Annotated in this window: 22 protein-coding genes; 9 read left to right on the top strand and 13 right to left on the bottom strand. The window is 64.3% G+C overall.

Annotated features, from left to right (window positions below):
- Window positions 1-97: 97 nt before the first annotated feature.
- On the bottom strand, window positions 98-1030 hold the full coding sequence (locus tag ABWK72_RS04110) for an IS110 family transposase (RefSeq protein WP_367873522.1): 933 nt from the start codon (window positions 1028-1030) through the stop codon (window positions 98-100).
- A gap of 655 nt (window positions 1031-1685) precedes the next feature.
- Here ABWK72_RS04110 and ABWK72_RS04105 point away from each other — a divergent pair.
- The 3 genes from ABWK72_RS04105 to ABWK72_RS04095 are packed head-to-tail and all read left to right on the top strand — an operon-like array spanning window position 1686 to window position 3047.
- Complete coding sequence (locus tag ABWK72_RS04105; protein WP_367873521.1) at window positions 1686-2177, top strand: Crp/Fnr family transcriptional regulator; 492 nt, start codon at window positions 1686-1688, stop codon at window positions 2175-2177.
- Window positions 2174-2530: a DUF3307 domain-containing protein gene (locus ABWK72_RS04100; protein ID WP_367873520.1), complete on the top strand. Its 357-nt coding sequence runs from the start codon at window positions 2174-2176 to the stop codon at window positions 2528-2530. Before ABWK72_RS04105 ends, ABWK72_RS04100 begins: the two co-directional genes overlap by 4 nt.
- Window positions 2531-2579: 49 nt before the next feature.
- Window positions 2580-3047 (top strand): Crp/Fnr family transcriptional regulator, encoded by a 468-nt coding sequence (locus ABWK72_RS04095; protein WP_367873519.1) that lies wholly within the window; start codon window positions 2580-2582, stop codon window positions 3045-3047.
- A gap of 6 nt (window positions 3048-3053) precedes the next feature.
- Here ABWK72_RS04095 and ABWK72_RS04090 read toward each other — a convergent pair whose 3' ends face one another.
- Together ABWK72_RS04090 and ABWK72_RS04085 are read right to left on the bottom strand one after the other, a co-directional pair.
- Window positions 3054-3812: a metallophosphoesterase gene (locus ABWK72_RS04090; RefSeq protein ID WP_367873518.1), complete on the bottom strand. Its 759-nt coding sequence runs from the start codon at window positions 3810-3812 to the stop codon at window positions 3054-3056.
- Between the two features lie 100 nt (window positions 3813-3912).
- Entirely contained in the window at window positions 3913-5625 is a 1713-nt protein-coding gene (locus ABWK72_RS04085; RefSeq protein WP_367873517.1) for a cation:proton antiporter, read from the bottom strand.
- A gap of 136 nt (window positions 5626-5761) precedes the next feature.
- Between ABWK72_RS04085 and ABWK72_RS04080 the strand changes: the two genes are divergently transcribed.
- Window positions 5762-6121, top strand: a complete 360-nt coding sequence (locus tag ABWK72_RS04080; protein ID WP_367873516.1) for a cyclic nucleotide-binding domain-containing protein — start codon at window positions 5762-5764, stop codon at window positions 6119-6121.
- A gap of 59 nt (window positions 6122-6180) precedes the next feature.
- On the opposite strand, the gene ABWK72_RS04075 is transcribed toward ABWK72_RS04080, so the two are convergent.
- Window positions 6181-7368, bottom strand: coding sequence for an App1 family protein (locus ABWK72_RS04075; protein ID WP_367873515.1), 1188 nt, complete (start codon window positions 7366-7368; stop codon window positions 6181-6183).
- A gap of 207 nt (window positions 7369-7575) precedes the next feature.
- On the opposite strand from ABWK72_RS04075, the gene ABWK72_RS04070 reads away from it, so the two are divergent.
- The 5 genes from ABWK72_RS04070 to ABWK72_RS04050 all read left to right on the top strand — a co-directional run bounded on the left by ABWK72_RS04070 (window position 7576) and on the right by ABWK72_RS04050 (window position 10682).
- Window positions 7576-8157 carry a CAP domain-containing protein gene (locus tag ABWK72_RS04070; RefSeq protein WP_367873514.1) on the top strand — a complete coding sequence of 194 codons (582 nt, stop codon included), beginning with the start codon at window positions 7576-7578 and terminating at the stop codon, window positions 8155-8157.
- 7 nt (window positions 8158-8164) lie between these two features.
- Window positions 8165-8788: a ribonuclease HII gene (locus ABWK72_RS04065; protein ID WP_367873513.1), complete on the top strand. Its 624-nt coding sequence runs from the start codon at window positions 8165-8167 to the stop codon at window positions 8786-8788.
- Complete coding sequence (locus ABWK72_RS04060) at window positions 8775-9155, top strand: YraN family protein (RefSeq protein ID WP_367873512.1); 381 nt, start codon at window positions 8775-8777, stop codon at window positions 9153-9155. The genes ABWK72_RS04065 and ABWK72_RS04060 overlap by 14 nt, the downstream gene beginning before the upstream one ends.
- Before the next feature lie 125 nt (window positions 9156-9280).
- Window positions 9281-9850 carry a DUF1802 family protein gene (locus ABWK72_RS04055; RefSeq protein ID WP_367873511.1) on the top strand — a complete coding sequence of 190 codons (570 nt, stop codon included), beginning with the start codon at window positions 9281-9283 and terminating at the stop codon, window positions 9848-9850.
- Between the two features lie 235 nt (window positions 9851-10085).
- Window positions 10086-10682 carry a hypothetical protein gene (locus ABWK72_RS04050; protein ID WP_367873510.1) on the top strand — a complete coding sequence of 199 codons (597 nt, stop codon included), beginning with the start codon at window positions 10086-10088 and terminating at the stop codon, window positions 10680-10682.
- A 107-nt stretch (window positions 10683-10789) separates the two neighbouring features.
- Here the strand turns inward: ABWK72_RS04050 and sucD are convergent, their stop codons facing one another.
- From sucD to ABWK72_RS04005, 9 genes are all read right to left on the bottom strand, one after another.
- Entirely contained in the window at window positions 10790-11686 is an 897-nt protein-coding gene (gene sucD, locus ABWK72_RS04045) for a succinate--CoA ligase subunit alpha (protein WP_367873509.1), read from the bottom strand.
- A 44-nt stretch (window positions 11687-11730) separates the two neighbouring features.
- On the bottom strand, window positions 11731-12108 hold the full coding sequence (locus tag ABWK72_RS04040; RefSeq protein WP_367873508.1) for a VOC family protein: 378 nt from the start codon (window positions 12106-12108) through the stop codon (window positions 11731-11733).
- Between the two features lie 13 nt (window positions 12109-12121).
- Entirely contained in the window at window positions 12122-12526 is a 405-nt protein-coding gene (locus ABWK72_RS04035) for a VOC family protein (RefSeq protein ID WP_367873507.1), read from the bottom strand.
- Between the two features lie 21 nt (window positions 12527-12547).
- Window positions 12548-13729 carry an ADP-forming succinate--CoA ligase subunit beta gene (sucC, locus tag ABWK72_RS04030; protein ID WP_367873506.1) on the bottom strand — a complete coding sequence of 394 codons (1182 nt, stop codon included), beginning with the start codon at window positions 13727-13729 and terminating at the stop codon, window positions 12548-12550.
- A 147-nt stretch (window positions 13730-13876) separates the two neighbouring features.
- Window positions 13877-16615 (bottom strand): hypothetical protein, encoded by a 2739-nt coding sequence (locus ABWK72_RS04025; RefSeq protein WP_367873505.1) that lies wholly within the window; start codon window positions 16613-16615, stop codon window positions 13877-13879.
- Window positions 16616-16664: 49 nt separating this feature from the next.
- Window positions 16665-19184, bottom strand: coding sequence for a hypothetical protein (locus tag ABWK72_RS04020; RefSeq protein ID WP_367873504.1), 2520 nt, complete (start codon window positions 19182-19184; stop codon window positions 16665-16667).
- Between the two features lie 4 nt (window positions 19185-19188).
- Entirely contained in the window at window positions 19189-19914 is a 726-nt protein-coding gene (locus tag ABWK72_RS04015) for a hypothetical protein (protein WP_367873503.1), read from the bottom strand.
- Window positions 19911-21044 (bottom strand): AAA family ATPase, encoded by a 1134-nt coding sequence (locus tag ABWK72_RS04010; RefSeq protein ID WP_367873502.1) that lies wholly within the window; start codon window positions 21042-21044, stop codon window positions 19911-19913. Before ABWK72_RS04010 ends, ABWK72_RS04015 begins: the two co-directional genes overlap by 4 nt.
- Entirely contained in the window at window positions 21037-21705 is a 669-nt protein-coding gene (locus tag ABWK72_RS04005; RefSeq protein ID WP_367873501.1) for a hypothetical protein, read from the bottom strand. The genes ABWK72_RS04010 and ABWK72_RS04005 overlap by 8 nt, the downstream gene beginning before the upstream one ends.
- Between the last annotated feature and the right edge of the window lie 64 nt (window positions 21706-21769).

Raw genomic sequence — 21769 nt, 5'->3', positions numbered from 1 at the left:
CCCGTCAGATTTGCTGACCGGTTTGCGGAAAGGCATTCAACCGCAGATAGACGGGATGACCGCAGAAGAAGAGGATTGGGACCGAGCAGTGGTGTTTTCAGGCAAGGGTAAAATCCGGGTCGGCGAGAAGTTTGTTTAGTATGGTGATCATTTTGCGCATGACGGCGGTGAGCGCGACTTTGGCGGGCTTGCCGGCTTGTAGGAGACGTTGGTAAAAGGCTTTCAGGACGGTGTTGGAGTGCGAGGCCGACACCGCCGCCATGTAGAGGACCTTGCGCACCGCCCCCCTGCCGGCTTGGATCTTGCGCTTGCCGCAGGTGGCGCCGCTGTCCTTGGGATGAGGGACGACGCCCGCGAGACAGGCCACGGTCTTGTCGGGCAAGATGCCGAGTTCGGGGAGGTAGGCCAGCAGGGTGTGGGCGAGGACGGGACCTGCCCCCTTGAGCTGGCGGAGCCGTTCGGACTTGGCGGCGAGCACGGGCGAGGCCGCGACGTGGGCGGCGATACCGGCATCGGCCTGGTCGAGCAGGCGCTGTGTCGCGCGGCGCAGCTTGGTGAGGGTTTTGCGAAGGAAGCCCTCGGCGAGCTCGAGGCGGTTGTCGGTATCGGTGATGAGGTCGACGAGGACGCGCCGTGCTTCGAGCATCTGGCGCAGCACGACGGCCGCGGGATCGGGAGCCACCAGGGCCGGGGGCCGGTGAGTGTCGGCGTAGCTTGCGATGAGGCGGGCATCGATGCGGTCGGTCTTGGCGAGGATGCCTCCGGAGAGCGCGAAATAGCGGACGCGGGCGGGCATGACGACCGAGACGGGGATGCCGCGCTGGAGGGCGGTGACGGCCAACAACTTCTGATAGCCCGCGGTGGACTCGCAGACGAGGTGGGGAGCTTCCACGCCGGCGATGGCGGTGAAGAGGTCGTCCAGCCCGCGGGCGGAATTGGCGACCTGCAGGTGGGCTTGGCCGGGGATGTGGACGTCGAGGCGTGCCTTTGACACGTCGATGCCGATGTGGGTAGGTGTATTGCGGTTCATGTCTCAATCTTGCGATGCGGGTTCAAAGACCCATTCAGTGGTTCGAGCATTGAACCGGGAGCGGAAACGAACGGCCATGAGCTCGGTCACGGACTCGAAGGTCCTGGATGGATTCGGCCTGGACGTTTCCGCCGCGGGCGGGGGAGGCCACCCCCGCCCGCGTTCTCCCGGGGCGGCCGCAATGGGATCACACGAGATGGTCCCTGGCGATCCGCCGCGGGTGGCTTCCTCCGACGAGCTTCGTTCCGGCCCATTCTCGGAAGCCACCCGCGGCGGATCCGGGGTCAATAGCGGCATTTCCAAACATACAGGATGGATGGGATATGAAATAGGCTGCGGTGCCGCAGCTGCCGAACCGGCGAAAACTCAAGTGGAATCCGGCTGCTATCTGCGTTCATCCCGCGCATTTGACCCAATGTGCAAAGCCCTCCACGAACGTCATGCTTCCCATCGCGAGGGCAAGGTGGCGGGTTGCATCCCCGACTAGCAACCGCAGTTGAAGGCGAAGATCCCCAATCAGATCGCCCTCCAGCTTTGTGACCGGTTGCGGCAGGCGAACATCGAGATTTCCGCCCTTAGAAACTGATCCCGTCAGCCCGCGATTTCCGGCTAGCCGTCGGCTGGTCTAGCAGCCACGCTCCAACTCGATAACACCATGAGTTCCTCATCCCCTCTCACCGAACTGCCGGCGATCGGCTTCCTGTCCGATCTGGACGCCTCCCACCGGGAATTCTTCTCCGGCTTCGGCTCCTTCGTCCGACCGCAAACGGGAGAGGCTTTGATCGAAGAGGGCAAGCCCCAAGGGAATCTCTACCTGATCCTTTCGGGGCTGCTGCACGTGGTTGCGGCGGCAGGCGGGAGAAATATCCTGGTCGCCGCGCTGGGTGCCGGTGATTCCCTCGGCGAGGTGAATATCTTCGATCCCGCCACGGCCAGTGCCTCGGTCGTGGCCAAGAGCGAATGCCTGATCTGGCGGATTTCCGCCGAGGAACTGGAGGCTCTGTTCGATAGCGACCCGATTGCAGGCGTGGCCCTGATGAAGGGCCTCCTCCGCCTCGCCGGGCACCGCATCCGCTCCATGAATGCCAAGCTTGCGGAGTCGGAAGAGAAGTCGGCCATGCACAGCTTTTGGAAGCCCCACACGTGAGCATTTTCTCACACGATGGTGCGCTCGCGCTGCTCTTCGCGTTCGCGATTGCCCATGCTTTGGCCGATTTTCCTCTTCAGGGTGACTACCTCGCCCGGGAGAAGCAGCGTAGTACGGCCACCGGCACCAAGGAATGGCTCATCGCCCTGACCGCCCACGCATTGATCCACTCCGGCGGTGTGTGGATCGTCTCCGGCAGCGTCCTCTTAGGCGCGATCGAGCTTTGCATGCATTGGCTGATCGACTTCGGGAAAGGGGAGGGCAAGTATGGCTACGTCGCGGACCAATTGCTCCACCTGAGCTGCAAGGCGGGCTACGTGATCGCCATCTCGCAGGGCCTCATTCACGCCTGACTTCGTCTCGTGCCGGGGTTGGCCTCCCGGCTGCTCCGGTTTTCGTGCCATGAACACCTTCCTTGAGTTCGTCGCCGGCCACCCCACTTGCGATCTGGCGGCGGGTGAGTTTGTCCTGAAGCAGGATGAGCCCTGCGATGCCCTGCACGTGATGATCGAGGGCGAAGTGGAGATCCTTCGCGATGACATCCGCGTCGGCAAGATCGCAGAGGCCGGAGCTGTCTTCGGCGAGATGTCGCTGCTGCTGGGCGGTCCGTGCACCGCCAGCGTGCGCACGCTGAAGCCCTCGCGCTTCGCTTCGATTCCCGAGCCGCGTGCCTTCCTCGCCGCCTCGCCTGCCGCGAGTCTTCACGTGGCCGAGCTGCTCGCCCATCGCATCGATACGCTCAACCGTTACCTTGTCGACGTGAAGCACCAGTATGAGGGCCATGACCACATCGGCATGGTGGATGAGGTGCTCAGCACGCTGATGCACCGACAGCGAAAGCATGCCAAGCGTCCGCCAGCGCACTCCTGAATCCAGCTACACCATCAAACTCCGCGCCTCGACCCCGGAGTCGGAGTGCCAACTCACTTCCTGGCGCTCCAGATCGAATCTCAGCGCCGTCGGGCTGCCGCCGATCTGCTTCCCGGGATTGAAGGCCCAAGTCTCGCCGAGGCGATCGATCCAGGCCCCCTGCGGGTAGAAGGGCGCATTGTGAATGTGGCCGGATAGGACGAGGCCCGGTGAAAAGCGCTTGATCCATTCCGTGAGAGTGGCATCGCCCGCGAACTGCTTGCCGGTCCAGCTCAACGGGCCTTCGGGCGCCGCATGGTAAACCCATACCCAGGGCATGCCGGGCGGCGGTTGTGCGGCGATCAATTGCCGCTCCACTTCGGCGCAGGATATCGGACCGTCCCACCACGGGCAGATGGTGATGCGCATGCCCGCGACATCGATGGATTCGCCGTCGACGTGGAGGTGATCGCTTTTCACATCGCCCAGCCAGCTTGCGCGGGATTCGCCCGCCGCGTCGCGATGGTCGCCGTCGTGATTTCCCGAACTGACGATGACGCGGGTTAGTTTTTCCAAGCGGTGCAGATACTTCTCCACGACCACCACTTGCAGATCGATATCGAGCGCGCTGCCGAGATCCAGCAGGTCACCGCCGATGATCAGGGCATCGCATTCCGGGGCATGGGCCGCCAGCCAGTCATACTGCTTGAGCGCGTAGTGCAGGTCGGCGACGAACAGCAGCTTCATCCGGTGGATATCAAGGGGCGGATCGAGCGGTAGGTCCACCGGAAAAGGTGACCCGCACAGAGGATTGCCCCGGATATGAAAATCAAAGTGCGGGGCTATCTCGGCTTCGCCGGTTGTGCGGACCACCTTTCCAAGGCCCTCACGGAATCACCTCGCGGCGTTCTTCCAAACACGCCAGTTGCCCGGCGCGCATCTCGCCGACGAGGTCATTCTCCGCGGCATCCAGCATGGTTAGCAGATCGCGGGCTTCCAGCAGGCGCGGGGTCATCACGTAGCTGGCCCCGTCGGCATAGAGACCCGCGACGTCGGCGAGCTTTTCCGCATGCACGATGATCTGGGCGTGGGAGTTCAGCGTGCGCAGTTGCAGCAGCATCCTGCGGTTGCTGGCGCCGCGGAGGATGCTGTCCGAAAGCGAGCAGATGATCACTTCCGCGCGGGCGACGCCGGCGTGCTCGAGCATGTCGCGACGGCTGATGTCGCCATACACCACCGGGATACCACGGGCCCGGAGTTCCTTCGCGGTCTCCGGATTGAAATCGATGACCTTGAGCCGCGGCAGCAGGCCGGGTTTCTCCCGCGTGATTTCTTCTAACAGAGAGCTGGCCGTCCACGAGAAGCCGAGGATGAAGACTGTCGGTTCCTCCTCGCCGGGCCCGCCCTCATGACCGGTCGCGGGCAAGTCCGGGAAGCCCAGCTTCCCCAGCCACGGCGCGGCACGGCGCACGATCGCGTCGCTCTGCAGGATGCCGTAGGTGGATGCGATCGCCAGGAAGGCGAATGAGAAAGCGGCGATGCTGATGGTCCTTTCCGAGACATCGCCGCTGGCCTTGCCAATGGCGAGCAGGACCAGCGAGAGCTCGCTCAACTGGCTGAGGTTTACCGCCGGCAGCAGGCTCATGCGCTGCCCCATGCCCATTCGGAAGAGGACCGGGAAAACGGTGATCAAGCGCGTGATCACCAGCACCACGCTCACCACCAGCATCCACAGCAGGTAGTCCCAAGTCGGCAGCGGGATGATCATCCCGAGCGAGACGAAAAAGAGGGTGACGAAGAAATCGCGGATGCTGGTAACCCGGGCCACCACGTCGAGGGTGTAGGGGAAGGTCGAGACCATGACGCCGGCGATCAGCGCGCCCATTTCCCGCGAGAGCCCGAGATATCCGGCCAGGCCGGACATCGCGAAGCACCAGGCTAGCGCGCCCACCAGCACCAGCTCCGGCTGCCGCGCCACCAGCTTGAAGACGTGCGGCAGCACGAAGCGGCTGGTGAAATACGCCGCGCCGACCAACTGGAACACCCTGGCAAACGCCTCCAGCAGCGGGCCTAGCGCGGGGTCCTTCAGGTTCGGCTGGATGGCCAGGAAGAGGATCACGAAGACGTCCTGCAGCACCAGGATGCCGACCGTGATCCGACCGGTCAGGGTCTCCAGCTCGTGCTTGTCGTGCAGCAGCTTGATGATGATCACGGTGCTGCTCATCGCCGCGGCGACCGCGAGATAGAGCGCCTCCAGCCCGCTCCCTGCGGGGCCGATCCGGGAGAAGAAAAGCCAGCCCAGCCCGACGCAGCCGTAGATCTGCACCAGTGCCGTGATCGTGATCGCACGGCCCGAGCCGAGCATCTTCTTCAGGTCCATCTCCAGGCCGATCATGAAGAGCAGCAGGATCAGGCCGATTTCGGAAGTGGTCCGGATCGACTCCGGTTCGGTGATGAACTTGAAGCCGTTCGGACCGATCGCGAAGCCCGCGAGCAGGTAAGCGATCAACAAGGGCTGGCGTGCCACCTGGCAAAGCACGCCCACGACCCATGCCGCGATGATGCAGCAGGCGATGTCGGCGACGATTCCATGGTCCACTGCGGGGGAAATTATCAGCGCGAGTTGCGCCGTCGATCCGCGAGTCACCGGATTGTGGCGGATTTGTAACCACTTGCCTTTGGCTTGCCCGGACTGCGGCTTCTTGATAGGGCCGAGCGCGCTTGCGCATTACCCCATGAAGCTGCCTAACATTTTTTCCGACCCCTCGAAGCTCCGTCATTTCGCCGCCGGTGCCACGATCTTCAAGGCGGGCGATCCGGGCGACGAGATGTTCGTGGTGGAAGAGGGCGAGGTGGATATCGTGATCGATGGCACCGTGGTCGAAACCGTGGGTCCGGAGCACTTTTTCGGCGAATTGGCGCTGATTGATGAAGCCCCCCGCAGTGCCGACGCGGTGGCACGTACGGATTGCAAGCTGATCCCCCTCAATCAACGTCAGTTCACCTTCCTCGTGGACGAAATACCTTTCTTCGCGCTGCGCGTCATGAAGGTGCTGGCCGACCGCTTGCGGAAAGCGGATCGAGCGAAGGGATAAGTCTGGAAAGTAAAATTGGCGATTGGGAGATTGAGCTATTGGGTCTTGGGCTCGGAGTTTCACTCCGGCACGATCGATTCCAAGGCATCCTGAACCGCCTGCTCTCCGGTCTCCGGTCGCGCCTTGTCGGCTATGGCATCTTGGGCGACGCCGGGGAGAGATGAGCGCGGAATGAGTCCGACCGCCGCTGCGTGTTCGGAGATGACCCGGCTATCGCGGGCGAGGATCATCGGCACGCCCTGTAGCCTCGCCAGATCCACCGCGCGGTGGACGGCGGTATCGTGGGTCGAGTCGATATCTGGATCCACGTCGCGGATGTAGCAGGCCAGGATCCGGCCCGGTCTCTGGCGGGCCACCTCGGCGTAGATGGCCGGGTCTTCCTGCCCGGAATCGCCGATGAGGATGAAGGGCAGCTCCGGATAGGCGTCGAGCAAGCGCAGGGCCTTCTCCAGCTTGTGGCCGTGGCCCTTTTCCTTGATGAACTTCGTGCGATCCAAGCCTAGATCGCGGAGCAGCAGGGGACCCGCGGGAATCTCATTGAGCATGAGGAAGTCGATCAGCAGATCGTAGAGATTCCACGGCGAGCTGGAGATGTAGAAGATCGGGTTCGTCGGCTTGCCTGCCATCCCGTGTTGCAGGGTGCGGTAGAGTTCGGCGACTCCGTCCAGGGGTTTGCGGGTCTTCGCGTTCTCGATGAAGGTGAGCTTCGCGGCCAGCAGCAGGCTGGTGATGCCGGTGTGCAGCACCGTGTCGTCGATGTCGCTGATGATGCCGAAGTTCGCGGCCGCGGGCGGCACGAGGATTTGGTGGCGGGCCGTGATTGAGCCTTGTGACGAGCTGGTGCTCGCGGTGGCGGAAAGCCAGAGGAGGTCGCCGGAGACCGGGGCCGGGAAGACAGCGCTGTAATATCCTTCCTCATCCGTGACCACGGTTTGTTCCTGCCCGCCGAACTCCAACGTGACGGCGGCACCGGCCACTTCGTCGCTTTCCCAGCGTCTCCAGGTATTTGCCAGATTATCCCACCAGCTATCGTCATCCAGTGGCCCTCCCGATGGCCGGTTGGCCAGCACCCGCCCGGAAAGGTGCACACCATTTCCATCCGCATAGCCGTGATAGGCCGCGATTTGCTCAGGCTGGTGACTGCCGGTGCGCTGCCAACGCCGCCGGCGCGCTTCATCAAATGCTTCCTCGGTCGCTGCCGCAGCAAGGTGAATGAGTTGGAGCAGTTTCTGACGACCCAAAGCCATGCCGGATCATGCCCCGGAATTGGTTTCTGTCTCGCGAGAACTGAGGGGGAGGAGCCAGGAGTCTGCGTAGATCCCCGCCCAACAGTTAGGCACTGCGTAATTGATTTAATGAAAATTCCGGACAAGCTGATCCAAAACCGGACGGGATTATAAAAATTCCTTTATTAATGGCAAAACTTTTGCTACCCGCCCGGTGCTGTCCCTTACATGAACTACACACCTAGCCGCCTTTTGGTGGCTGCGGCCGGAGTCGTGCTATGCGCGTCCTGCGGTCCCCAGCTCACCACCACCACCGTCCCGATGTCCTCCAAGGGATCGGTCGTTTCCAAATCCGATGGTTCTGTCGCCGGAACCATTCACGCTCAGGTCAATGACTACCGCAGCGCCGTCGGCCGCACGGCCTTGCCGCGCCACGCCGGCCTGGACAAGATGGCCCGCGAGCATTCCGAATACATGCTGCAGAACCGCAATAAAGCGCGGGTCGATGGCACCACGGGTCTGACCCACTTCGGCTTCGAGGAGCGCTCACTCAAGGCCCAGCGCGTGATGAGCATGGCTGAAGTGGGCGAAAACATCGCCACCTGCCACGGCCAAGGCAAGAATGCTGCCGGTGTGATGGTGAATGCTTGGAAGAACTCTTCCGGCCACGTGGAAAACATGCGCGCGAAGTGGTCTGTCACCGGCATCGGCGTGGCGGTTGCCCCCGATGGCACGGTTTTCGCCACGCAACTTTTCGCGAACGAGGATCTTTCGCACATGACAATGAGCCGCCAAATGCGGCAGTTCTGAGGGCGCGATGCCCAATCTCTTGCTTGAAAAGGCCCTCCGCGCCCGCGGGCTCATGATGATCGCGGGCGTGGACGAGGCTGGCCGGGGGCCCCTGGCCGGTCCGGTGGCCGCCGCTGCGGTGATCGTGCCGGAGCGTTGGCGCTGCAAGGGGCTGGACGACTCGAAGAAGCTCGCTCCCGCCACCCGCGAGAGCCTCTACCAGCGCATCAGCGGCGATGCGAAGGTGAAGTGGTGCGTGGCCTACGCCGACGTCGAGGAAATCGACCGCATCAACATCCTGCGCGCGACCCATCAGGCGATGGCCCGGGCGGTCCGCGGCCTGGCGATGGAAGTTCACCATTGCCTGATCGACGGCCTGCGCGTCCCGGAATTCCCGTGGGCGCACGATGGCGTGGTGAGGGGCGACGGGATCTCGGTCTCGATCGCCGCCGCGAGCGTGATGGCCAAAGTCTCGCGCGACCGCCTGATGTGCGAGATGGCGCAGGAGTTTCCCCATTACGGCTTTGATCGCCACATGGGATATGGTACGCCGCAGCACCTCGAAGCGCTCCGTTACCATGGCCCTTGCCGCATTCATCGCCGCTCGTTTCAGCCCGTCGCTCAACTGGCGCTGCCGCTTGACGGCGTTTAACGGCGCCGAAATCAGCTCCGGCGAGGTCGGCCGCCGGGGCGAACGGATTGCCCGCGCCTACCTGCGCTCGCGGGGCGCGAAGATTCTCTACCTCAATTTCAAGGCCCCCCGCGGCGGGGAAGTGGACATCGTCGCGCGGGAAGGGAAGCTCCTCGTCTTCGCCGAAGTGAAGACCCGCCGTGCCGGTGGCCTCGGCCGCCCGCTGGATGCCGTGGACCGCGGCAAGCAGCGCCTGATCGAGCGCGGCGCGAACGAGTGGCTGCGCCAGCTCGGCACTCGCGAGGTCCCCTGGCGCTTCGATGTCATCGAGGTAATCCTCACCCACGGCGAGAAGCCCCATGTGCATCGCGTGGAGAATGCTTTCTAAGCCCCTCTTGGAACTTGGCGGTTCCTCTTCCGTCTTCCCTGAAAACTGAAAACTGAAAACTAGCAAACCCTGCCCCCCGGGTTCGTTTGCTTGAATCTAGATCCCACCGCGTTTACCTCACCTTCATGGCAAGCGGCTTCAAGGAATGGCAGGTGGTGTGCGACGCGCTGGCAAGCGGTCGGCAATCGATCATCCTACGCAAGGGCGGCATCCACGAGGGCCGCGCCGGCTTCTCCTTCGCGGAGGAATCCTTCTTCCTCTTCCCCACGCGCTTCCACAACCAGGATCAATTCGTGCGCGAGGGTAGCGTCGACACCCTGCCGGAGTGGACCCCCGGCGAGACCATCCGCATCAGCCACTGGTGCGAGGCGATCTGGGCCAAGACCCTCACCGATTGGGACCAGGTGGCCGCCCTCCAACCCTTCCACATCTGGACCGAGGAAACGATCCGCCAGCGCTTCGATTGGGAAGGGAAGGGGATGAGCAGCGGCAGCATCCACGTCGCGCTGGTCCGCGTCGAAGCCCTGGCCAAGCCCTGGGAATTTCCCTATGAAGCCAAGTACGGCGGATGCCGTAGCTGGGTCACGCTCCCGGAGCCGCCGGAAGGAACGCGCGATGCCGCGGTGCCGGTGACCGGGGATGATGAATTCTCCACGCTCTTCGGGAAGCTGGAGGAGATACTTCCAGCCAGGTGACGAATTCGTCACTTTCTTTCAGCTCGACCTGCCCCCGGCCTTCCGATGCTCGCCGGAATCTAACAGCTACATGAGCACCGGGGCAATGGCACCCGGCTGATCCGGATCCTATGTTCCGTGGCAATCCCGGCAGCAGGATTGGCTTGGTGGCGTATTTCGATTTCAGCGCCGCCAGTTCCAATTCTAACGCAAATTTCAAATGGGCGATTTGGGATCAATGCTTCACTATTGCGTCATGGCTACCGAGCTGGATGAGATTCGAGAGGATTTTAAGTCGAGCGAGACCCTAATTGAAACCAAAACCCAACGAGTGTTGGTGCTGGCCTTCATTTGCGCGGTCGCAGCAGGCTCCGAAGGTGGGGTGAGGAACGCCGGAGCGATCTTGGATGCCGTGTTTGGAAAGTTCGATTTGCAAGGCTTCTTCCGGTGGAGCCCGGTCGCTCTCGGGCTGTACGTGTTGACCATCGTTCCGAGTCACATCAAACGGATCGGGCTGCGTAGGACTTCGGTCGGCAAATTGGAGGATGAGGAGGACAAGGGTCTCTCATATCGCGTTCGAGAGGACGAGAGGCGCTTGATCGTGCTGCCTAAGCTCAGGCTGAGAGTCGATCAATTGGTCGCTTACTTAACACCTCTGGTGACGGTTTTGATCATGCGCCTTCCTTTGGCTGCAGATTATCCTGGCTGGAATAATCCTGCGGGAAAGGAGCTTAGGACATTCTTTGAGAAAGAGAATGTCTGGGAGCCATGGGCCGCCGCCTTGCTCATTCTGGCAATAGGTTTTAGCGTGGGGCACCTCGACCACCGCTCAGAGATGAACAAGATTAGATAGCGATCCATCCCATGAACGTCATCTTCGCCTTGGCAGCTGTTGTCTGAAAAGCGGTGTTCCGCCGCTCCGGCGGCTTTTTCGAATCAAAACTCGGTGGGCGAAGGGGCTTACTTCCCCCACAGCTCCAGCAGCGTCTTCGCCATGTCGCTCGGGGTTTCCGCCACGGCGATGCCGCACTCGGCGAGGATGCGCTTCTTGGCCTGCGCGGTGTCTTCCTCGCCGCCGACGATGGCACCGGCGTGGCCCATGCGGCGGCCCGGAGGCGCGGTCGCACCGGCGATGAATCCGGCGATCGGCTTCTTGCAATTCTCCTTGGCCCAGCGAGCGGCTTCGACTTCCGCGGTGCCGCCGATCTCGCCGATCATGATGATGGCTTCGGTCTCCGGGTCTTCGTTGAACATCTGCAGAACGTCGAGGTGGCTGGTGCCATTGATCGGGTCGCCGCCGATGCCGACGCAGGTGCTCTGGCCGTAGCCGAGCTGCGTGAGCTGCCACACCGCTTCGTAGGTGAGCGTGCCGGAGCGCGAGACCACGCCGACATTGCCGCGCTTGTGAATGTATCCTGGAGAGATGCCGATCCGGCAGCCGCCATGCGACTTCTCGCCGCGGCCTGGTGTCACCACGCCGGGGCAATTCGGGCCGATCAGGCGGGACTTCGAGCCACGCATCGCGTCCTTCACCCGCATCATGTCCATCACCGGAATGCCTTCGGTGATCGCCACCACCAGCTCCACGCCGGCGTCCACCGCCTCGAGGATCGCATCCGCGGCGAAGGGCGGCGGCACGAAGATCGCGGAGGCCGTGGCACCGGTTTCTGCGACCGCTTGAGCGACCGTGTCGAAGATCGGCACGACATTTTCAAACTTCTGGCCGCCCTTGCCCGGGGTTACACCGGCGACAAGCTTGGTGCCGTAGGCGAGCGAAAGGGAAGCATGGCGCGCACCGAAACTGCCGGTGATGCCCTGCACGAGGAGCTTGGTGTTTTCGTCAACGAGGATGGCCATAACGGAACTGTGGGGAAGTGGGCGGTGGAGAGGAATCGAAGCATTCAGGCGTGGCCCGGCTTGCGTTTGTGAATGATAAGGGGACTGCCGTCGGGATCGGTGATCATGAGCATGTGGCAGACCGGGGTCTCGAAGGGTCCCATGGTCACGGTGACACCGGCGGCCTTGACCTTGGCGACGGCTGCATCGAAGTCCTCGACTTCCAGACCCACCGTGCAGCCGTGAGGGCTTGGTTCCCAGCCCGGAGTCTTGCCGAGGCTGAGGGTGCCGGCTCCGATGTCGAACTCGACCCAGTGCCCGCTGCCATCTTCCATTTCATGATCCATGGTCTTCGTCAGGCCGAGCACGCTTTCATAGAAAGCAATCGACCGGGCCATGTCGGTGACGGGGTAGCAGGAGAATGCGATTTCGGTGACTTTCATGGCCTTTGATGAATCAGTGTGCACCACACTCGGGATGGTTCGGCTTCTTCTGGTGCAGCGCCACGGTATTGCCGTCCGGATCGGAGATCAGCGCCATGCGGCAAATCGGGAAATCCTGGATGGGTCCCAGAACGGTCACGCCCGCGGCTTCCAGCTTCTCCACCGCAACATCCAGGTCCTCCATCTCGAAGCACAAGCCACCGCCGCCGGGATTGGGTTGCCATTTCTCGTTCGCTTGCGCGATGGCCAGCGTGTGACCGCCGGGGATCTCGAATTCGACCCAACCGACAACGCCGTCCTTATCGAAAACCATGCCCTCTTTTAGGCCGATGATCTCGCCGTAGAACTTGCGCGTCCGCGCGATGTCCGTCGCGGGATATCCTGTGAAGCCTGCTTCTTTAATGCCGATTCCTTTCATAGCAGGAGACGGGTAAACCCGTCAGGCGACCGCCGCCACGATCTTTTGCGCACCGTCCGCCATGGTGTCCGCGGAGACGATGTTCAGGCCGCTCGCGCCGAGCGTCGCCTTGCCCATCTCCACGTTGTTGCCTTCCAGGCGCACCACCAGCGGGATCGGCAGGCCGGTTTCCTTGGCCGCCGCGATCACGCCCTCGGCGATCACGTTGCAGTCCATGATGCCGCCGAAAATGTTGATCAGGATGCCCTTCACGTTCGGATCACCCAAGATGATCTTGAAGGCCGCCGTGACCTGCTCCTTCGAGGCACCACCGCCCACGTCCAGGAAGTTCGCCGGCTCGCCGCCGTAGTGCTGGATGATGTCCATCGTCGCCATCGCGAGACCGGCACCGTTGACCAGGCAGGCGATGTTACCGTCCAGGCCGATGTAGTTCAGATCGTATTCGGAAGCGGCGACCTCGCGCGGGTCCTCCTCTTCCTTGTCGCGCATCGCCACGATCTCCGGGTGGCGGTAGAGCGCGTTGTCGTCGAAGCCGAACTTCGCATCCAGCGCCAGCACCCGGCCATCGGGGGTGGTCACCAGCGGGTTGATCTCCAGCATCGAGCAATCGAGCGAGATGAAGAGCTTGTAGAGATTGGAGAGCAGCTTGCCGAATTGCTTGGCCAGATCGCCCGTGAGACCCAGCGCCGCGATCAGCTTGCGGATCTCATAGGCCTGCAGGCCCAGCACCGGGTGAATGAACTGGCGGACGATCTTCTCCGGCGTGTTGTGTGCCACGTCCTCGATGCTCATGCCGCCTTCGGTCGAGGCCACGATCACCGGCCGTGCCGTCGCGCGGTCCACCAGGATCGCCAGGTAATACTCGTGCGTGATGTCCACCGCCTCGGCGATCATCACCTTGCGCACCACCTTGCCGGCCTCGCCGGTCTGGATGGTCACCAAGGTCTCGTTGAGCATCTTGGTGGCGAATTCCGCCGCCTGCTCCGGGGACTCGATCAGATGGACGCCGCCCTTGAAGCCGTTGGTGAAGTGGCCCTTGCCGCGGCCACCCGCGTGCACCTGCGCCTTGATCACCAGCTTCGCCCCGGCGAATTCCTTCGCGGCCTCCGCCGCCTCCTCCGGGGTGGATGCCACCTTGCCCTTCGGGCTCGGCACTTGGAATCGATCGAAGAGCTCCTTTGCCTGGTATTCGTGGATGTTCATGGGGCCGTCGGAAAATCGTCGCGACGGTTGGGGAAGCGCCGCGGCGGGTCAAGGAAAAGCCCGGCCGCAATCACTTGTGACCGATTCCGGCAGGATTTGCTGCGGGATCGGTCTGAATTGGGGACGGGCGCAGGCTGGAACCAAGTCTCACCTCGGAAAGACCAGCAGATTTCCCGAGTCCGTCAGGATTGCGAAGCCGCCGTTTCCCTTCGGGCAAATTGCCACGGGGGACCCGGCCTCGCGCGGGAAGTCGAGCGTCGCGGATCTGCCATGCGGAGAGCCGGCGGGGTAGACCTCGCCGCCCCCCTTCCAAGCGACTACAACCGAACCGTCCGCCAGGAAACAGGCGGTCGGGGTCAAGTCGGGAAGCGGGGTGGAATGCGCGGCGATGAGCGCCATTTCTCCAGTCTCCTGCACATCCAGTTGAAGTACTTCCCCCTTACGGGCGATCAGCATCCGCGGCCGCGAGCCGCGTGGCGATAGTGCCAGGCTTCGCGCCGGCTCTTCAAGGTGGACCTGGGAGAACTTCCCCTCCTTGTCACGCCAGACGCAGAACTTGGCGGCGCTGAAAAACAGGTCGTCGCCCCGCCCTGCGATCTGCCATTCCAGCCCCAAGATATCGGGTGGCGCGAGGTCGATCGTCACCGTGCGCCGCAGCTTGGCCGCCTCCGAATAGATATGCACCACCAGCGAGTCGGTCCGCGTGTATTGCAGGACCGCGAAGTCGCCCTCATCCCCGTGAGCGGCGATCGCCAGGACATCCTCCAGCGTGCCGATCGCGTCGTCATCCGCGGTCCTCACCCGGTCGAGCGCGCGATAGTGGAGCCGCCGGTGGTCCCGGAAATGAAAGAGCCGGCTGCTGCCGCGGCTGGAACTCACGACCACGTGATCGACGAAGCCATTTCCCGGATCATCGCCGGTGTGCAGCGCGGAGGAATGACAGCCGTTCTCGCGAAACTGCGCCACCGCCAGCATGTCCTTTCCATAACCCGCGAGCGAGACCCCGCGGGGTAGCGTCGCCATGGAATGCCACTTCACGTCGCTCGCCACCCGGATCGTTTGCTCAGGCTTGAGTGTGCCCTTCGGCGGACCGCTGGCCGGGACCTTCGGCGGGTTTTTCACCAGCGAGAAGCGCCGCGCATCCCGGTCTAACAGGAGGTCGTCCGGGTCCAGCTTCGGCAGGAATTCCATCAGCTGCTTGGCGTGCGCGGACTTCGCTTCGAGTTCCCCGGCGATGTGACGGTAGGCCAGGCCTTCGAAGACCCCGCGGAAGGCTGGATACTGCCACTTCCGGCATTGGCCGTCGATCAGGGTCAATTTCGTGGGGAGGGGCAGGACCCCCACCTTGGTGGCGAAAATCGCCCTCACCAGTTCCATCGCCGCAGGGAGATCCTCCGCCTCGCGATGGATCTCGAAAATCGCATCCAGCGCCGGGCCCGGCATGTCCCCGGCCCGCCAGACCGCTTCCAGGATCTCCAACGCCGCCGCCGGTTCCTTGAGCTTGGTGGCGAGGATCCGCGCCTTCACCAGCGCGGAACCCTGTGCCGCCACTTCGGCCTGCCACATTTCGCGGGCCATCGTGTCATTGCCGAGCTTCGCATGCAGGTCGCCGGCCTTCTCATATTGCTTGAGTTCCGCATACATCGCTGCCGCCTGTAGTAGCAGGCTGGCTTCCTCCAGCGCCCGCGCCGCGCCGTGGCGGTTGTTGAGCTTGTGGATGTAGATCGAGACCGCATCGCGATGCCGCCCGGCTTCCATCAGAGCCTTCGCCGCCGCCGCCCAATCGCCTAACAGATTGCCGTAGATGTAGGCCGCGCGCTCGTGGCGGCCCAGCGCGGTCTCGCGCAGCGCCGCCTCCCGATACTGGCGCTCCAGCTTCAGCCGCGCCTCGTTCCCGATGTCCCAGCCATCGATCGCCCCGCCGCCGCTGCCGAGCCTGAAGTCCGTGCTGCGCTGGCCCAGGTTCCAGCTTGGCGTTGCCTTGCCGCGGGATTGCTCCAGTCCGGTCAAAGGCAGGGCACGGCGCAATCCCTCGTCCGGGTTGTCCTCCATCAGCCTCATCAGCCGCTCGATCTCGCGGCTGCGCTTGTCCATCAGGTGCTGCCAATTCTTCTCCGCCCATTCGCGCAGGCGGTTTCGGTCCGGGGGAGCCGCCCGGAATTGTCCACCCTGGGAACCCGGCGGCACTCCGATCATTCCCGGCCCGGACAGAAAATCCGAGATCTTGCCTAGCCCGCCGACGACCCAGGACCCGCCTAACACCAGACCGCCTGCCAAGCCCTTGCCGAGCATCCCGAGCTTGTCCATCACCGGGTTTTCGCCACCTGTCGCGCCCGCTTGATCGCCGATCCCGCTGCCCGCCTCGGCCAGCATTTCCTCCGGCCCCTCCGGCTCGGCGATGACGATCGACTTCAACTCCGGCGCGAACTTCTCCACCGGCACCGCCAGATTCCAGCGGACCTCGCCGCCCGGCGGGATCGCCAGGAGCTTGGCGGGAGATAGCTCGTCCTTCGCATCGAAGCCGGCCAGGCCGAGCGTCGGGTGGAAGAAGTGGACGCGGTAGGGGAAAAAGAACTCGCGCTCGTTCACCAGCAGTCCGGCCGAGAGCGTGGCATCCCGCGGCGCATGCACGCCGGGCAAAAGCTCCGCCAGCAACTGCACCCGCGCCCGGAATTCCGGCACCTTCCCGCGCGGCAGCAGGAAGACCCCCGCAGGTCGCGGATCGCTCAACGAACTGGCCACCGGATAGGCCGCGACCGGGCAGCCTTGCTTCAGGCAGTGCCCGATCTCGCGCAGCCATTCCAGCGGATCGCCGGACGCCAGCCAGCCCGCCGAGACGGTCGTCGTCGCGCGACCGGAGCGCAGGAGTGTGAGCTGGCTTGTCATGACTTCAGGACTTGGTGAACCGGATCCGCCAGGAAGTCTTGCAACAGGGTCAATGACTGCAAGCCGGGGGAGGATTTCCCGGCATCCGCAGGCGCGGCTCCATCGCCAGCAATTGCCAATTCCGGTGCCACACGCCGGCCCCCGGAGTCGCCAGCAGGATGCTCCAGCAATCGATGGCTGCCTTCTCGTCAGGCCTCGTCCTCTGCAGGTGGAGCATGCCCCGCGGATCATGCCAGACGCTCAGCATGCCTCGTAACTTCGCCGTCCTCAGATGAACCTCGGGGACGACGGTCAGCGGCGTGGACAGGAAAGGGATGAAACGCGCTCCACGGCTGTCCGCCCGACGCCAAGCAAGTTGCGCCGGGTCGAAATCGTAGATCTCTTCACCACATGCGATGCTCAGGACGCCCCCATTCAGCGTGACACTCTTCGGCGTGAGCAGCATCGGCCAGGTCGAGTCGATCGATCTCTTGCCTCCGGCATCCAGGGGCGCCGGGCTTGCGACCGCTTGCTCGCCCTTGTGGATGTGGATCCTGCTGCCATCGAACTCGAAGACCGGATTCTCGGGGAGGCCTTCGATCGCTTGCGAGGCCACGCGGCGGCCCGTGTGGAGAGACAGCGCCTCGACGTGGTCCGAGTAAACCAGGATCGCGGCGTCTCCGTTCACGACGGCTCGCCGGGGAAAGGAATGCTTGGATTTCTCGACCGCGATCTCAGCGAGCTTGCCGTTCTCCCAACGGAATACGTGGGCTCCATCGCCCGCGACTTTTCCGCTGGTAATCACCACAGGATTCCCCCCGCCATCCCGCCCAATCCAGTAGTCGGCACCGGGGAGCTTCGCCGAAAGCAGCCGGGCACCCCAAAGTTTCATTGGCCACTCGGCCAGGCAACCGGAGGTTGAAACGCCGATGCCGCGCCCTTCTGTCTGTGGGGTGATCCCGTCCGGTAAGAAGCAGGCCACCAGAGGCCTTAGGGGAAACAAGAAGGGCAGGGGATCGAGCCCGTAAACCGGCGAGATATCGAGCAGAGGATTCTGTTTCACCCGCAGCGGCTCCGATGGTTGCGGCTTGGTCGCTCCGTTGAGGATCTCCTCCAGGTCGATCTCCCCGCGGAACAGCACGCGGTTGCCGCCGGGCGTCCAGGCCTGGGCTTCCACGTTGCCTTCACGACCGAGCGCGAGGATGCGGAAGCGACCGTTGCGCGAGTGCAGCCAAGTCGCGATCCCGCCTAACAGCTTGCGCGTCGTCTCCACTTCGAGGTGCCATTTGCCGAGGATCAGCGACACGTCGGGGATCGCCGGATCATCGACGATCTGTGCGCCATCCCACCATGCTTGGAGGAAGGCATCGGGCGAGCCGGTGGGCACCAGCGTCTGGAGCGCGGAGGCCACCTTCGCGGCGCTGTCCAGTTCCAGATGCTCGAAGTCGGTATCCGTCGCCGCCACGCACTCGAAGCTCCCGCCCGGGCTGTTCAAGCCGGGGTGGTGCCAGAGACCGAGCGCGATCCCCAGCGAGAGGACGCGGCCCGTTCCCCACAGGCGCAGCTCGCGGTCTAACAGGATCGTGTGCGCCACCACCACGTTCAGCGGCGGGATCTCGCGGCGGAAGTAGAGCGCTTCATTGTGGACCAGCCGCGCGGCCAGCACCAGATCGTCCCAGGCCAACTCGTGCGGCAGCAATTTGTCGATCGTGCCGCGGTTGGTGATGTCCGCGATGCCGCCCACCGGCAGGTCGCGCGGCGTGCCGATGTGGCCGGGGAAATTCATCATCGCGATCGCCCGCTTGGCCACCGCGGCGGCCATCCCGCACTCGCCACCGGCGGCGCCGAGCGATTCTAACAGGTCCCGCGGGTCCTCATCTGCCGCCAGGGAATCCGGCAGTGGGACCGGGTCCGGTTCGGCGTCTTCCAGACCGGTGCGCAGCAGCGACTCGAGACGCTGCGCCTTGCGCGCCAATCCGGGCAGCAGCGCTTGCAGGTCGAGTGCCAGACGCTGGCTGGCAGTGTAGCGCGGGCTCGAGCCGGCCAAAGCCCGCGGGCCCGCTGAGGCCAATTCATCCAGCACTGTCGATGTGTCCTTGCGCGAGAGCCGGAAATTCGAAGCGGTGAAGACGGTCGAGGCAATCAGACACTTCGCGGCCAGAGATGATCGCAGCTCACGCGGCAAATCCTGGATAGCCTTGAAGCCATTGACCAGATCGTCCCGTCTTTTGCGATGCGCGGCCCGGATCGCGGCGAAGGCGCTGCCCGCGTCCCGAAAATCGGAGGTGCTGACGTCAATGCCCGATGCCACTTCCCCGGTTCCTGTGGCGGTGCCCAGGATTTCGAGGAAGCCTTCGAGCCGCTCTTCAAAAGGGGGCGTGCTTTCTTCCCGGCACGCGCCGACCACCAGCAGCACGGCACCCAGCGGCGGAATCCCGATCTGCCGCAGTTCCTCCAGCACCGCGTGAACTTCCTGCCACAGCGCGAGCGTGCTGCCGTCCTCCCACTCGATCGCATCATACGCCGCATTCCACCGCCAGTAGTGGCCGGCGGGTGGCGAGGCGTAGTTGATGGTGCGGGCGTCGCGCATGGCTTTAGAAAGAGGTGACCTCGCGCGCGCTGCTGGCCCGGATCGCGGCGCGGCTGGCGGGGATCAGGTTTTCCTCATCCATTTCCTCGTGCGTGCCATCGGCCTGCACGATTGCCAGGCGGTTGCTGCCGAGGCGCAGCAATTCCTCTAACAGACCCGGCCAGACGTGGTCGGGCAGGCGGTAGCCGCAGGGCAGCCAAAGCCGGCCTTGGGCGTGGAAGCCGTGGCCGGGAATCGCGGGCAGCGGCTCGCCATAGATGAACACTCGCTCGTCCCCGCTACAGGCGAAACGCAGGGGCTTCAGACGCGGCGCGAAGCAAGTCTCCGCCCACGCGGCGAAGTCCTGCCAGCGGCAGAGCAGCGCACCGGCCGGGCGCATCCCGTCATCGGGCATCAGGCGGAAGCTCTGCGCTGCGGGCGGCATGCCGGGTGCGCCGTGTGGCGGCGCGGTGACGGGCAGCAGCGTGGCGAGATTTTGCCAGCCATCGGCAGGCAGCACCGCCTCCGGCACGCGGCGACCCTTTCGGACGATCTTGCCGCCGTCGAGTTCGGTCCAGCGGCCTAACAGAGGCAGCTTGCGGAAGGCTTCCTCGTCGTTCGCGGGCACGCGCAGCCAGAAGCCGCCGTCCTCGCAGGCGCGCAGCATCCAGCCGCTGTGTGCACGGAATACGGCGAGCGCGCCGAGATCGGCGGCGGCCAGCATTCCCACGCGCTGTTCCGGTCCGTTCATAGTGCGATCTTCTGCCACAGGGCCTCGGTGCGGCGGAGCAGGTCGTCCTTCGCCACCCCGGCGGGCAACCAGTCGAGACGGCTGGCAAGCACGCGCAATTCATCGGCGGCAGCGGCGTCTGCGGGATCGGCGGCGAGCCTTGACGCGACATCTTCCAGTCCGGCGGCGAGCACATCCGGATCCGGCACGCGGTTGGCATGGGCCTGCGGGTGGTCGCCCGCGTCCGCGTGCTTCGCGGCCAGCACGGCACCGACGATCGATTCGATCACCTCGATCTGTTCCTCGCGATCCCACACGTGCCGCAGCACCCACAGATCCGAGACCCGCGCTTCCAGCCTGCCGCAGAGCAGGGCGCTGGCGGCGATCACGCGCTGGAGGCGCACGGCGCGGCGGTCGGAGATGTCCATGCCGGCGTGACGCAGCTTGATCACCAGATCCAGGTAGGCCTCGCGCACCGGAGACAGATCCACGACGCGCACTGCCTTCTGAAATTCCCGCAGATCTCCTGCTGTTAGAGTCGCGGCGCTTTCGCCATCCTTCTTCTCCAAGTCCCAGCCCGCGGCCAGCACCCGCGCGAGCTGCGACTCCGCCACCGGCCCGCAACGCACGCGCAACAGGAAGCGGTCGAACAAGGCGCGCAGCGCATCGTCTTCCGGCAGGTGGTTGCTGGCCCCGGCGAAGAACAGCGCGGGGATCGCGCGGGTCTCGCGGCCGCGGCGGAAGATCCGCTCGTTCAGCGCCATCAGCAGGCTGTTGAGGATCGCGCTATTGGCGTTGAGCAGCTCGTCCAGGAACACGATGTCGGCCTCCGGCAGCATGCCCTCCGTGTTCGTGACCAGATCGCCCTCGCGCAGCCGCCGGATGTCGAAGGGGCCGAAGAGTTCGTTCGGCTCGGTAAAGCGCGAGAGCAGATAGTCGAAGGTGTGGCCGTGGATGCGCGCGGCCAGCGAGTGGACCAGCGCGCTCTTGGCCGTGCCCGGCGGGCCGTAGAGGAAGAGATTCTCCCGCGCGGCCAGGCTCACGCCCATCAGGTCGATGATCTCGTCCTTGCCGACGTAGGCTTTCTTGAGCGGCTCCAGGACCTCGCTGCCGAGGCGGCGCGCCATATCGGCGATGGTGGCTTCATTCATGAATCAAATCGGAAAGGGTAGGGGTGGCGGGAAGCAGCCCGCGGCCCAGGCTGGCGGTGTAGGCCCCGGCCTTCGCGCGGATGATCGCGGCGATCTCCGGCACCGCCAGGCAGGCGTGGTCGGCGCGTTCCAGCGCCCGCTCCGCGAAATACTGGCGCAGCCCCGCATGCCGGAACAGCGGATGCCCCGGGTCCGCCGGGATGTGCATGCCCAGCGCCGAAAGCGGCACCCGGACCGCGATGCGCTGCATGGCGCGCACCAATGGGTCGTCCTCCAAGCGGGCGCGGGCGATCCGCGCGAGGTCCGGCCAGTGGCGCAGGCACAGGTCCGCGGAGAAGATCGCCGCCGCGTCGTCGGCAGGCGCCGGGTCGGGCAGGAGCTGGCCGATCGCAGCCTCGCCGATCTCGCGGAAGCAGATGCAACAAGCCGCGCGGAAACACATCACCGCGCCCCACAGCGCCGCCTGCGGATGATATCTCGGCGGCGGCCCCGGAAAGTCCGCCACGGCCCCCGCGTGCCAGTGGGCGAGGATGCGCAAGGACTCGCTGCGGTCCGATTCGTTGCCAGCGGCCTCCTTCGCAAACGCCTCGACGTCGCGGCCTGGCCAAGGCAATTCGGCACGACCGGTCTCGGCTAGAGTCTGGAGAAAGCGGGACAGCAAGCGGGTGAAGGAGCAACCTCAGCCTGCGGGTTTAGAAGCCGCCTGCCAAGGGGCAATTCCGGTG

The sequence above is a fragment of the Luteolibacter sp. Populi genome, assembly GCF_040801775.1.
GTDB lineage: Bacteria > Verrucomicrobiota > Verrucomicrobiia > Verrucomicrobiales > Akkermansiaceae > Haloferula.
Note: the sequence above shows the minus strand (reverse complement) of the source record. Positions and strands in the feature narration are given on the sequence as shown.

Bases quoted from the DNA above. Each gene is read 5' to 3' on its own strand.
- ABWK72_RS04110 (WP_367873522.1), bottom strand. From the start codon at position 1,030: ATGAACCGCAATACACCTACCCACATCGGCATCGACGTGTCAAAGGCA.
- ABWK72_RS04105 (WP_367873521.1), top strand. From the start codon at position 1,686: ATGAGTTCCTCATCCCCTCTCACCGAACTGCCGGCGATCGGCTTCCTG.
- ABWK72_RS04095 (WP_367873519.1), top strand. From the start codon at position 2,580: ATGAACACCTTCCTTGAGTTCGTCGCCGGCCACCCCACTTGCGATCTG.
- ABWK72_RS04080 (WP_367873516.1), top strand. From the start codon at position 5,762: ATGAAGCTGCCTAACATTTTTTCCGACCCCTCGAAGCTCCGTCATTTC.
- ABWK72_RS04075 (WP_367873515.1), bottom strand. From the start codon at position 7,368: ATGGCTTTGGGTCGTCAGAAACTGCTCCAACTCATTCACCTTGCTGCG.
- ABWK72_RS04070 (WP_367873514.1), top strand. From the start codon at position 7,576: ATGAACTACACACCTAGCCGCCTTTTGGTGGCTGCGGCCGGAGTCGTG.
- ABWK72_RS04065 (WP_367873513.1), top strand. From the start codon at position 8,165: ATGCCCAATCTCTTGCTTGAAAAGGCCCTCCGCGCCCGCGGGCTCATG.
- ABWK72_RS04055 (WP_367873511.1), top strand. From the start codon at position 9,281: ATGGCAAGCGGCTTCAAGGAATGGCAGGTGGTGTGCGACGCGCTGGCA.
- ABWK72_RS04050 (WP_367873510.1), top strand. From the start codon at position 10,086: ATGGCTACCGAGCTGGATGAGATTCGAGAGGATTTTAAGTCGAGCGAG.
- sucD (WP_367873509.1), bottom strand. From the start codon at position 11,686: ATGGCCATCCTCGTTGACGAAAACACCAAGCTCCTCGTGCAGGGCATC.
- ABWK72_RS04040 (WP_367873508.1), bottom strand. From the start codon at position 12,108: ATGAAAGTCACCGAAATCGCATTCTCCTGCTACCCCGTCACCGACATG.
- ABWK72_RS04035 (WP_367873507.1), bottom strand. From the start codon at position 12,526: ATGAAAGGAATCGGCATTAAAGAAGCAGGCTTCACAGGATATCCCGCG.
- sucC (WP_367873506.1), bottom strand. From the start codon at position 13,729: ATGAACATCCACGAATACCAGGCAAAGGAGCTCTTCGATCGATTCCAA.
- ABWK72_RS04025 (WP_367873505.1), bottom strand. From the start codon at position 16,615: ATGACAAGCCAGCTCACACTCCTGCGCTCCGGTCGCGCGACGACGACC.
- ABWK72_RS04020 (WP_367873504.1), bottom strand. From the start codon at position 19,184: ATGCGCGACGCCCGCACCATCAACTACGCCTCGCCACCCGCCGGCCAC.
- ABWK72_RS04015 (WP_367873503.1), bottom strand. From the start codon at position 19,914: ATGAACGGACCGGAACAGCGCGTGGGAATGCTGGCCGCCGCCGATCTC.
- ABWK72_RS04010 (WP_367873502.1), bottom strand. From the start codon at position 21,044: ATGAATGAAGCCACCATCGCCGATATGGCGCGCCGCCTCGGCAGCGAG.